This window comes from Gemmatimonadota bacterium (genome assembly GCA_030747075.1).
In the GTDB taxonomy this organism is placed as follows: Bacteria; ARS69; ARS69; order ARS69; family ARS69; genus ARS69.
Genome location: JASLLL010000014.1, coordinates 16,600 through 28,798 on the forward strand (window position 1 = coordinate 16,600; position 12,199 = coordinate 28,798).

6 protein-coding genes are annotated in these 12,199 nt (G+C 67.3%); 1 reads left to right on the forward strand and 5 read right to left on the reverse strand.

Going from position 1 to position 12,199, the window contains the following annotated elements:
• Positions 1 to 2: 2 nt before the first annotated feature.
• The gene (locus QF819_06325) at positions 3 to 581 is read left to right on the forward strand and encodes a hypothetical protein (protein ID MDP6802773.1); all 579 of its coding nucleotides are present in this window, start codon (positions 3 to 5) and stop codon (positions 579 to 581) included.
• Here QF819_06325 and QF819_06330 read toward each other — a convergent pair.
• From QF819_06330 to QF819_06350, 5 genes are all read right to left on the reverse strand, one after another.
• Complete coding sequence (locus QF819_06330) at positions 529 to 3,090, reverse strand: S49 family peptidase (GenBank protein MDP6802774.1); 2,562 nt, start codon at positions 3,088 to 3,090, stop codon at positions 529 to 531. The genes QF819_06325 and QF819_06330 overlap by 53 nt on opposite strands.
• Positions 3,091 to 3,182: 92 nt before the next feature.
• Positions 3,183 to 4,487 (reverse strand): sulfatase, encoded by a 1,305-nt coding sequence (locus QF819_06335; protein MDP6802775.1) that lies wholly within the window; start codon positions 4,485 to 4,487, stop codon positions 3,183 to 3,185.
• A gap of 146 nt (positions 4,488 to 4,633) precedes the next feature.
• A complete protein-coding gene (locus QF819_06340; GenBank protein MDP6802776.1) occupies positions 4,634 to 8,287 on the reverse strand; it encodes a S8 family serine peptidase in 3,654 nt (1,217 codons plus the stop codon).
• 172 nt (positions 8,288 to 8,459) lie between these two features.
• A complete protein-coding gene (gene ligA, locus QF819_06345) occupies positions 8,460 to 10,487 on the reverse strand; it encodes an NAD-dependent DNA ligase LigA (protein MDP6802777.1) in 2,028 nt (675 codons plus the stop codon).
• Between the two features lie 11 nt (positions 10,488 to 10,498).
• Positions 10,499 to 12,199, reverse strand: coding sequence for a BamA/TamA family outer membrane protein (locus QF819_06350; GenBank protein MDP6802778.1), 1,701 nt, complete (start codon positions 12,197 to 12,199; stop codon positions 10,499 to 10,501).

A 12,199-nucleotide genomic window follows, 5' to 3' on the forward strand; every position in this document is an offset into this window, starting at 1 on the left:
TCTTGCGCTTCTTCGCCAGCCCGGACCGTCCGCAGGGAGGAACACTCCGGCTCATCCTCCTCTTCTTTCTTGTGTTCGTGCTGCTCTTCTGGGCGACGAGCTTCGTACTCTACTTCCAGCGAATGTCGCTGAGCCCCGCCTCCGTCATCGACTACTACCTGGGCGCCGCGGATGTGGAGTTCGGTCGCCCCGCGCGCCCGTTGGGATCGATGGCCGAGACGGCGCACTTCCACCTGTTCGCCATGGGGATGCTCGTGATGACGCTGACCCACCTGCTCGTCTTCCTGCCGCTGCGCGAGGGCGTGAAGCAGGCGCTCGTCGCGGTGACCTTCGCGGCGGCGATGCTGGACGAAGGCGCGGGGTGGCTCGTGCGGTTCGTCCACCCGGGGTTTGCGTGGGCGAAGGTGGCGGGGTTCCTCCTGCTGCAGGCGTCGCTGGGGGGGCTGACGCTGGCGCTGCTCGCGGGAGTGGCGCGCAGGCCCGGGCGGCCGCGCGCCGGCGACCGCCCGTGCCCCGTGTCTGCCGGTGCTACTGCGCCTCGTCCGCCCAGCCGTCAGGAAGGCAGTCCGGGGGCGTCATGACGAGCGGCCGTCCGGGAGACTCCACCATCGCTTCCAGATAGGTCCTCTCGTAGGCGCGGGTCTCGGGGCGCGACCCGGCAAACCCCGGCAACCAGTGCCCGGCGATCCGCTCCAGCACTCCCATTCCCAGCCCCACGCCGAAGTCCAGAGTGATGAGCTTCCGCTTCGGGAACTCCATGACGAGTGCCGTCTCGTCCGGCCCGATCCCCGCGGCCTCGCGGGCTTCGGCCAGCGCGTCGTCCAGTGAACCAATGTCGTCGCAGAGCCCAAGCTCCACCGCGTCGGCGCCCATCCAGACCCGCCCCTGGGCAATGCGCCGCACTTCCTCCTCGGGAAGCCCGCGCGCAACCGCCACGCGCCCCACGAAGTCACCATAGGTCGAGACGAGCATCTCCCCGATCCGGGCGCGTTCCTCTTCGTCCAGATTCCGCTTCGGCAGACGAATCACGCCGAACCAGCCCGTGCCTGCAGTGAGGTCCGCATGGGCGCCGCGCTGCACGCCGTCCGAGTGGAACCCGGTCTTCTCGCCCAGCCCGTTGTCCCAGACCCAGCCACCGATCACGCCGATAGAACCGGTCACGGTCACCGGGGTCGTCAGAATCCGGTCGGCGTCCATGCTGATCCAGTAGCCGCCCGACGCCGCGACATTCCCCTGGCTCACGATGACCGGCTTGTTCTCGTCGCGACACTTCGTCAGCCCTTCGGCCACCAGATCGCTCGGAAGGGCACCCCCGCCCGGCGAGTCCGCGCGCAGAACGACCGCCGCCACATCCTTTCGCTTGGCCAGTTCCCGAAGGTGTTTGCCGGTGGCGCGTCCGCGAATGCCGGAATCCATGGCACACGGCCCGATCGCATACACCAGCGCGATCCGATCCGGCTTCCCCCAGACCGAGCCCGGGTGCCACTCGCGCAGGTCCGCGCCGGATTCGAGCTTCGCGAGCTTCATCCCGTCGCGCTCCTCCTTCAGCCATTCGCCGAGGTCATGCCAGCGGGCAACGGCATCCGCCAGCCCCTCCTCCACCGCCTCCCGCGCAGGGAACCTGAGCTTCCCGTCCACCATCGCGTCGAACTCCCGCTCCGAGAGCCCGCGACCCTCACAGACGGCGCGGCGCGTCTCTTCGTAGAGAACATCCGCAATCCGGCCGAGCTGCTCGCGGTCCGCGTCCGACATGTCCGCCCGCGAGAATCCTTCAAGGGCCGACTTGTACTTGAAGTGGCGCCACTCCTCGAATCCGACTCCGACCTTTGCCAGCGCGTCCTTCATGTAGGTGCGGTGCAGGGCCACTCCCGGGAGCTCCACCAATCCCTCCGGATCGATCGTCACGCGGTCCGCCACGGAGGCCAGTGCCATCCCGTTCATGCCGACGCGATCCAGATGGATGTAGACCTCCTTCCCTGCCTCGTGGAACTCGGAGAGCTTCCGCGACAGCTCCCACAGAAGCGAGACGCGCCCGGAAAGCCCCGCGATGTTGACGGCCACGCCGGAAGCGGACCCGTCCTGGAGAATCCTGTCCAGGTGCCGGGAGAGATCCCGCCACGCCACCCGCTTCTCGTCTCCCCATCGGTTCGACTGGTATGCCAGCGTCTTGTTCTCCAGGTTGACGGGCACCACCCGGTCGGCGCCTCGCAGCGGCCGAAAGAGGCTATGCACAGGGATGCCGCGGTACGGCGCGTTCGAATGGAGGAGATTCGTGGTGCGAACCTCCTCGCCCCCGGCGTCACGGTGGCTCGTCGCCGACATTCCGAATGCATCCAGCGCCACACCCAGCGTCAGCGAGTACTCCGTGTCACCCGCCGCGTCTTCCCTCGCACGCACGCCCAGACGCGCCCCCCGGTAGGGCCGCAGTTCGGCGCCCGCCGTCCAGTGCCCGTCGAGCAGGTCGTCCGAGTCGTCCGCCAGCGCATAATCCCCGAAGACCGTCAGGAACTCCGTGCCGAACGGACGCACGCCGAGCCCGCCCACGAGGTTGCGGCGATCGGATTCCGCCGAAAGGAAGGATGACGCGGACAGGGAGAGATGACGGAACGGGCGATGAACCGATCCGAGCGCCAGCCCCTTCTCCCGGTTCCCGTCGGACACCGCCCCGCTCGACCAGCGCCACGCCGCGCCCCAGTAGCGCCCGCCGTCTCCTCCCGCCAGTCCGATCTGCCAGTCGCGCAGCGCACGGATGCCTCCCGATACACTATCCCCCCACGCCCACTCTTCCACGGAGAACCCCAGCCCGCCGCCGAGCGAGAGCCCCCAGTGGTCGAGCCGCCCGTCGATGTCGCCCGAGTCATCCCACCAGAACGCCACATCCCCGTCCGGCGCCATGCCCCAGCAGGCGGGATTCGAAATCCCCCCGGGCGCGCCGGAGAGCACACCGGGTGTTGCAGACAGAAGATCCCAGCGTGCCGCGTCGGGCACGGGGGGGCCTGCGGCAAGCGAAAGCGCGGGGAGTATCAGGAGCACCCCCGACAGCGCGCCCGCGCTCCGGAGCCTCGTGTGGATCATGCGAGAGAGAGCCATGTCGGAAGTCCTTTCCTCGGGGAGTTGAGACTGTTCAGGGGGAGGAAGAGCGTACCCAGGCCCGTGCCATGCTGCCAGAGAATCCACGCTCCTCAGTCAATGTAGCCCAGTGCCCGCAGCCGATCCGCCAGTTCAGGATCCAGATCCTCCGGGGGCCGGTCGGACACCTCCTCTTCCATCCCGGACCCCAGCGCCCGGGCCGCCGCCGCCAGCAGCGAATCCGCCTTCTCCGGCAGCGTCACGGCGAGATTCCGCGTTTCTCCGGGGTCCGCGGCCAGATCGAAGAGCTCCGTCCCCCCGGGGCCGCTCACGACCTTCCACGAATCCTCGATCCACGACTTCATTCCCCGAATCTCGCTCGCGGCCGGGAGCGCGCGAGGGCGCTCCCCCCGGACACGCCGCAAGAGGCTCACGCCCCGGAAGCTCTCCGGTGCCGCCACTCCCGCCAGTTCCAGGAGTGTCGGCGCAATGTCCAGGTTCCGCACGGCGTTCGGCACGCGCACACCGCTCGCCCCCCCGGGAATCCGCAGAATCAGCGGCACATGCACCAGTTCCTGATAGAGCGTGTGCGAGTGCAGCACCGACCCGTGGTCGAAGAACTCCTCTCCGTGATCGGAAGCGATCGCGACGACGGTCCGCCCGGCCAGATCCCGCTCGTCCAGAAGCCGAAGAAGCCGCCCCACTTCCGAGTCCACGCTTCGAATCTCCGCGTCGTAGAGCGCAAGAAGATGGCGACGATCCGCTTCCGACAATCCCACCTCTCCCTGAAAGTCCGCGTATTCCTTGATGCGCCGAATCTGCCGGCACACCACCCGCGTCCGGTCACCACGCAAGTCTCCCTTGTAGCCGGGATCAAACCGCTGCTCCAGCGCGGACGGCGGCGAGTACGGCAGATGCACTCCGTAGGTATGGAGGAATGCGAAGAAGCGCCCTCCGGTCACACCGTCCAGCCATTCGTCCAGAAGGCCAATGCTCCGGCCCAGCCCGTCGGGGGTCTCCTCGCTCCGGTCAAAACCGCGCGCAAAGCCGAGTTTTGCCGAGATGTTCCCCCCACCGGTGAAGGCGGCGGTCGCGAACCCGGAGTCCCGGAAACACTCCGCCAGAACGGGCGACTGTTTCGAAACCGCCGAAGCCTCCCGCGACTGGAAGAGCGACCGATGCGACGGCGTCGTCATGGTGGACTGCGCGATGCACCGGTCAAAGGACACTCCGCGACGGGCCAGCCGGTCGAGATGCGGACTCGTCCCCGTCGGGTTTCCGTACGCGCCCAGGCGGTCCGCCCGCAGCGTGTCGAGTGACACGAGCACGACGCTGCGCGCGGGAGGCACCCCCTCCCGCGAACAGGACAGCGGAAGGAGGATGGCCAGTGCGACCGGAAGGAGGAATCGAAAGCTCATAACGCGCACGCTAGCCGCGCTGCAAAGAGACCGTCAAGGGGCGTGAAGGGCAAAGCGGCACCCTCCCGGCAAAGCGGGACGCCCGCTGACAAAAGAGCCCCCGTCCACCGTGGAAGGGGGCTCTCTCGCACCAGGACAAGCGGGCGCTACCGGAGCAGCACCACTTTTCGCGTTTCGTCGAAGTCCCCCGCGGTCAGGCGGTAGAAGTAGATCCCGCCCGCCACGCGTCGTCCGCCGGAGTCCGTGCCGTCCCACACCGCCGTGTGGCTGCCCGGCGAAACCGACCCCTCCGTCAGCGTCCGGACCGCGCGCCCCGCGATGTCGTACACGCGAAGGACCGCACTCCCGTCACCCTCCGGGATATCGAACGAAATGGAGGTCGTCCCCCGGAACGGATTCGGGCGCGGAGCCCCCAGTGCCATCTCTTCCGGCAACCCTGTCATCGCGGCCCCGGTGGACGACTGCACCGTCAGCGTGACCGGAACATCCACGGAACCGCCCGGATCGTTGCTGGCGATGGTGATCGTACCGGTGTACACCGCCTCGGCCAGCCCCGCCGCGTCCAGGTCCACGGTGAGATCCGCACTCGCTCCGGGAACCACCGTACCCGCCAGTGGCGACACCACCAGCCACGGAGCCGGAGGCTCGGCAGCCGCGAACTGAATGGCCAGATTGTTGTGCAGATAGCCGGACACCCCCATCAACACCTCCAGCCCGTCCGTACCGGTGGGATCCTCGATCCCCACGGTGCAGCTGGCGTCGCTGGCGACGATTGCGTACTGGTACACAATGCTCCCGTCGGCGTTCAGGATGATCTGGAAGGTTTCCGGATTGCCCGAGTAGTAGTGGTGGATGCCGTCCCACTCCACAATGAACCGAGCGTTCGCGACATCCGCGTAATAGTAGATGGTGCCACCCGAACTCGGGTTGAGGTCGTCCCAGAACCCGGCCAGAAGGGCGTTCGGATCCGAGCTGTTCGGGATCCCCTGGTTCGTGTAGGTGGTCGCGCTCGAAGTGAACGACAGCCAGCCGTTGGAACAGATCCGCACCGAGTCATACACGGTCCCGTAGAAGTTGAAGCTGAAGCCAAGCCCATACGGTCCGACATTCCAGTCGTCTCCGACGGAAACCGCCGTCCCGATCGCATTGATCTCCTCCCACGCATAGATCGGCCCGCCCGGCTCGTCGCTGTCAATCCAGCTGTAGCCGAACGCATCCGGTCCGCCCTGCCCCGCGATCGGGGCTTCCCCGACGCGAGGATCGTCCTCCCCCTTGGCGAGGTCGATCGTCTCTCGCTGGCGGGCTTTCGGCCCCGCCGTGACCCAGCTGATGCTGTAGTCGAGATCCGCGTCGCCGGAGTTCGTGAGCGTGACGGTGCTCTGTGCGAACCCGTTCGGCTCCACCGTCTCCGCGACGAGCGCGGGCGCCACCGAGAGTTCCGGCCGCGGGATGGGACCGAGCGTCGGGAAGGTGATGTAGTCCACCCAGGCCGCATCCGATCCGGTGTCCACCGATCCATCCTTCGTGTACTTCCAGGTGAAGGTATGCGTCCCTGCCGTCACGGGCACGACCGCTTCCGACCAGCCCACGGTTCCGGACCACCCTCCCGCCTGCCCCCCGTCCACGAAGAACTCGAGGTAGTCGTAGTTGGCCTCGGATGACACCAGATACCAGAAGGAGAGGTCTCCACTCGCGTCAACATGCACATCCAGCGAGAGCACCGACTCCTGATTGTGCGTGATGGAACCCGACCGCGCCGAGTACGAACCCTCGTAGGCGGTCGATGCATCCACCGTCCAGTCGGCCGAACCGCTGTGCGCCCACGGGTACATACTGAAGTCACCCGTCTCGAAGTCCTCGCGGTAGAGAACGGGCAGGTTGAAGTGGAGGAGAGAATCCGCCAGAAGCGTCACCGTCTCCTGCGCTGCGCCCACTCCGCTTGCAGAGGCGCGGACTTCATAGGTTCCGCCTTGCGGGAGGAACAGTTCGTAAGCCCCGGTGGGATCGCTCATGGCCGGTGCCACGGGCGTCCCGAGCGCTTCGATCGTCGCGCTGTCCTGCGGCGCACCGGTCGGGCCGTACACAAAGCCGTGGAGCCTGGCCTGCGGCGCGGTGGTGAGCGCGTGACTGGCGTCGGTGACGGAGTCCTCCACGACCGTGACGGACAGTGTGTCCGGCAAGTATCCGAAGAACGAGAATGCCAGACTGTGCGGCTCCGCGGACAGCATCATGGAGAAAAGTCCCGTACTGTCGGTGCTCACACTCTGGAAACCACCGACATCGGCGACCACGGCTCCCTCGATCGGCAACCCGGTCCCTGAATCGGTGACATACCCTTCCACCGTACCCAGTCCACCCATGACGGCGAGCACCGCATTGTACGCGTTGATCATCCCGCGACCGTAGGTGTTCTCCTCTCCCGGGTCGCCGAGGTCGGTCGCCGTGTTCATGAGAACCGTCTTGATCGTCACTACATCCACATTGGGATTCGCGCTCCGCATCAGTGCCACCACACCGGCCACATGAGGACCGGCCATGGAGGTTCCGGACAGGTACTGGTACCCGCCCCCCGGTTGGGCGCTGTAGATGTCTTCGCCCGGAGCCACCACTTCCGGCTTCACCGCGAAAGCTCCGCCGCAGCCGGAAGGGCCGCGACTGGAGAAGCCGCTGATGGCATACGGAGCGGTGGGAAGCGTGGAGCCGACGCTGAAGCAGTTCGTCTCCGAGTCCGCACGATCGGCCGGGCTTCGCAGGGAGGTGCTGCCCGATCCTTCATTCCCCGCCGACCAGGTAAGGACCACGCCTGCCGCCTCGCAGTTGTCGATCGCGGTCCACCAGCGACTGTCGCAGTCGTAGTAGCCCGAGAAGCCTTCATTGACGCCCCACGAGTTCTGCACGACATCGGGGACTTCGTCCATGGTCGCGGGATTCCCGTCCGGGTCCGCGAACCACTCCAGAGACGCGATCACATCATTGTCGAACTCCGTACCGGTCCCCTGATAGATCGCGTTGCTCGCGATCCAGACCGCCCCGGGAGCCACGCCGATGGTGTCGTCGAGGGCCAGTCCCGCAATCGTCCCCATGACATGGGTGCCGTGCCCGAGATAGTGCTGGTCCGCGGGTGTGGCGTCGCCAAGGTCTGCGGAATCCAGCCAGCACTCCGCCACTGGTTCCGTGTTCCCGCGCCAGCGTGCGGAAAGCGAGGGATGGGACAGATCCACGCCGGTGTCCATGTTGCCGACGATCGCCCCGGTGCCGTCAACGCCGAGCTCGGTCCACACGCGGTCCGCTTCGATCGCCTGGACGCCCGGCGTCATGCCGATACCCCGTGCGTCGCGACCCTTGCTCTCCCCGGGAGCCACCGGTTCGATCAGCTCCACGACCAGATCCGCCTCTACTCGCTCCACATCCGCGCGGGCCGCGATCTCCCGTACAGCGGCCACCGTCGCCTTCACTACCACCGCGTTCACGATCCAGTGCGCCGTCCAGCCGCGCACACCGCCACCCGACACGCTCCGTGACTCCAGATCCGCCAGCAGCCCCGCCTGCGAATCCGCAGCGCGACTCTGAAGTTCGCCGATGACCGCCCGGTGCCGGGCCTCCATCGTCGCTTCGCGGCGACGAAGCGCTCGATCCATGGCGGGCACATCCGCCTGATCCGCAAGCACCACGAGCACTTTGAGCTCGTCCGCATCGGAAAGGCCGTCCATCTGCCGCTCCAGTCCGGGCGCAATCACCCCGGCCTGGACCGTCGAACACAGAAGGAAAATCGCGGAGGCAAGAATCGGCAGCAGTTTCATGGAGAGTCCTTTCGGAACGACCCGTCACGGATGAATGCGGTACCGGTCGCGGCCTTCACCAGGGGGCGCTCCCCGGCGGCGCGGGACACGGCACGCATAGTCACTAAGCCGTTCAAGAATACCAGAAACGGACGGGAAGCGGGAGGCTACCGGCAAGCCCATCCGGCAGATCTCAGATGCCCGGGCCTTCTTCCGGCAGGCCTTCCGCCAGAATGCGTTCCAACGCAGCCTCGTCCAGGACGCGTACACCGAGTTTTTCGGCCTTTCGGAGCTTCCCGCCCGCATCCGCTCCCGCGACAAGAAAATCCGTCTTCCCGCTGACGCTCCCCGCCACACGAGCCCCCTGTTCCCTGAGAAGCGAAGCCGCCTCATCTCGCGAGCGGCCGGTGAGCTTCCCGGTCAGGACAAAAGTCCGCCCTTCGAGCGGGCGCGGGACTTCCACCCCGTCGTCCCGCATGGAAAGGCCCGCCGCCGCGAGCTTCTCCATGAGTGCCAGCGAGTCCTTCCTGCGGAAGAAGTCCCGGATGGAGTCCGCCATCGCCGGGCCGACTTCGTGAATGGCGGTCAGTGTCTCTTCCTCCGCAGCGGCCAGCTTCCGCGCCGAGCCGATCTCCCGCGCCAGCACCCGCGCTCCGTGCGCCCCCACATGGCGCACACCGACGGCGAAGAGAACGCGATGGAACGGTTGCCCCTTCGACTCCGTGAGCGCGTGAACGAGATTCCGCGCGGAGACTTCCCCCATGCGATCCAGTTCCGCAAGGTCCTCTTCACGCAACGCGTAGAGGTCTCCCACATCATGCACCAGGCCTGCACCCACCAACTGAGCGACCAGTTTCTCGCCCAGCCCTTCAATGTCCATCGCACCTCTGGAGGCGAAGTGGTCAATCCGCCCCGTGATCTGCGCCGGGCAACGGACGCTGTCGCACCGGAACGCGACCTCTTCTTCATCGCGGACGAGCGCGCCCCCGCAAGCGGGGCAGTCGGGGGGAAACTCCCACGGCGTCGCGCCGGGCGGGCGCTTCTCCCGAACCACTGCCGCGACTTTGGGGATGACCTCGCCGCCCTTTTCGACCACCACCGTATCCCCCACGCGAATGTCCTTCCGCCGGATTTCCTCCAGATTGTGAAGCGTGGCTCGCGCCACGGTCGATCCGCCCACGCGCACGGGTTCCAGTTCGGCCACCGGTGTGGCGACCCCGGTCCGCCCGATCTGCACGGTGATCTCCCGGAGTGTCGTCTGTTCCCCGGCGGCCGGGAACTTGTACGCCACCGCCCAGCGCGGTGCCTTCCCCGTGGCCCCCAGACGCGCCTGCTGTCGGAAGGAGTCCACCTTGACGACCAACCCGTCCGTCTCGTAGGGAAGCGCCTCGCGTTTTCCCCGCCACGACCCGATGAGATCCACTGCGGCATCGATCCCCTCCACCAGGGTTCGCTCCGTATTCACCGGGAATCCGTGTTCCGCCAGAAACTCCATCGCGTCCGAGTGCCGCTCAAACCCGAGGCTCTCCGCCGCCGCCAACTGGTACACGAAGAGGCGCAGCGGTCGCCGGGCCACCTCGCGCGAATCGAGAAGCTTGAGCGTACCCGCCGCCGTGTTGCGCGGGTTCGCGAAGGGCTCATTCCCGCCCTCCACACGCTCCTCGTTCATCCGTGCGAAGTCATCGCGGCGAATGTAGACCTCGCCGCGCACTTCCAGTTCTCGACGATCGGGGATCGCCAGGGGAAGCGCCCCGACCGTGGCAAGGTTGGCGGTGATGTCGTCGCCCGTGCGTCCGTCACCCCGAGTGCCGCCCCGCACGAAGACGCCGTTCCGATACAGCGCGGAGATGGCCACGCCGTCGAACTTCAGTTCCACATGGTAGCGTACGCACTCATCCGGCAACGCCTCCCGCGCGCGACGGTCGAACTCGCGGATCTCGCCTTCCCCGTAGGTATTCGCCAGCGAGAGCATCGGCACCGAGTGCTCCACCGACGCAAACGACGACAGCGGCTCCCCGCCCACACGGCGCGTGGGAGAATCCTCCGTCCGAAGGTCCGGGTGCGCCTCCTCCAGCGCCTCCAGTTCCTTCATGAGCATATCGAACTCGAAGTCGGTGATCTCCGGCGCGGTCCGCACATAGTAGAGGTGCTCGTGTCGGCGAATCTCCGCCGCCAGTTCCTTCGCACGCCTCCGGTCTGCCGACTTCGCCGACCCCGCCATTCCCGCCTCCGTCAAAACTCGCGTTCCAGCCCCGCGTGAACCTTCGCTTCGGAAAAGGCGTCGCCGCGCCCCATCGCAAACTCAATCCGCACCACACCCGACCCCGCCGACTCCAGCGCCGCGCCAAACCCTCCGCCCGGGAAAGTGTCCCACGCGGCCGGGAGACCTGCGGCGGCGGAGCGCGCGCCTCCGACATCCACGAAAGCGAACACCCGCGACAGCCGCCCCACACGATAACGCAACTCGGTCCGCGTCCACCATACGATGTCTCCGTGGAATCGTTCCTCTTCATAACCGCGCACCGTGTTCGTTCCGCCCACCCAGTATTGCGCGTACAGGGGAACCGAGCCCGCCGCCTGGCGCACACCTCTCGCCCCGGCCTCCTGAGAGAATACCCACCGTCGCCCGAACGGGTGCAGCGCGTGTACGCCCGCTTCCAAACGCGTCCGGCGCTCTCCGGCAGCCGCCCGCCGCGACCCGACCAGAATGCGCGCCTGTCCCCCGCTCCCGGGATTGAATCGCCGATCCCGTCCTTCGAACGACACGGAAGCCGCACCTCCCACAGAGGTCTCGCTGACCCGGTCACCGGTGGCCTCCGTGAAAGAACTCCGGCGACGATCCACCACAACGGACGCCACCGAACGCGCCCCCAGCGGAATCCCCAGCGTCAAGTCGAGATCCGTCCGCGAATACAGCGTATCGCGTACGGACTGCGCCGCGCCCCCCTCCAGCGACAGGGAAGTCCCGGGGATCCAGGGTTCGCGGAATCGAAACGCGAAGTCCTGCACGCCGCCGCCGCTCCGCTCCAGACGCAGGCCGGCCCGACGTGCGGTTCCCAGGATGTTCCCGAGCGACAGGTCCACCAGGCCGACGAGTTCCCCGCCACCGCCGCTCGCGGGGGTGTACCCCAGCACACCGAAGAAGGAACTGGCCGGACCTTCGCGAATCTCCAGCTCCAGACCCACGCGGTCATCCCGGCTCCCCCGCACGACTCGCGGCTCCGACACCGATTCGAAGAGTCCCTCCCGGCGGAGACGCGTCGCCATCTCCTCCACGCGAGCGACATTCCACCGATCGCCAGGGCGAACACCGCCCAGTCGCGCAATCACCGAAGCCGAAGTCTCACACTCGCCGAAGACGCGCACGGACTCAATGTAGGTTCGGGGGCCTTCACCGATTCGCAGGGTGAAGAGGAGTCGACCGTCATCCCGCTTTTCGAAACGGCTCGGATAGACGCGCGCCAGCGGGTGCCCGCGCTCGGAGTACGCACGCAGAACCCGCGCGGCATCTCTCCGCAGAGCGGTCGCGTCAAAGACGGCCCCGGCGCGGAGGTCCACACGCGCCAGGATCTCCTCGGCGGCCAGAACGCGGTGACCGCGCAGACGGACTTCGCCCACAACGACCGGCTCGCCCGACTCCCCGTGCAGAACGAGCGTATCCGGCGGCGACCCGCGCATCTCCCCGCGCACGATCGCCCCCCACCAGCCCGCGTCGCGCAGCGCCCGCTCGACAAGGCGCGCGGCTTCCTGCGGGGCGCCATCGGGAAGCGGCCCGTCCTTTGTCCACGGCAGAAGTGCTGCCACCGAAGCGGAATCCGCCGGGAGGCTTCCCTCCAGCACGATCGCCCGAAGCCCGTCCGCGCGGACCGCACCCGCGCTGAGCGCGATCATCGCGGCGAACACTTTGACCATGCCACCCACCCGACGAACCAT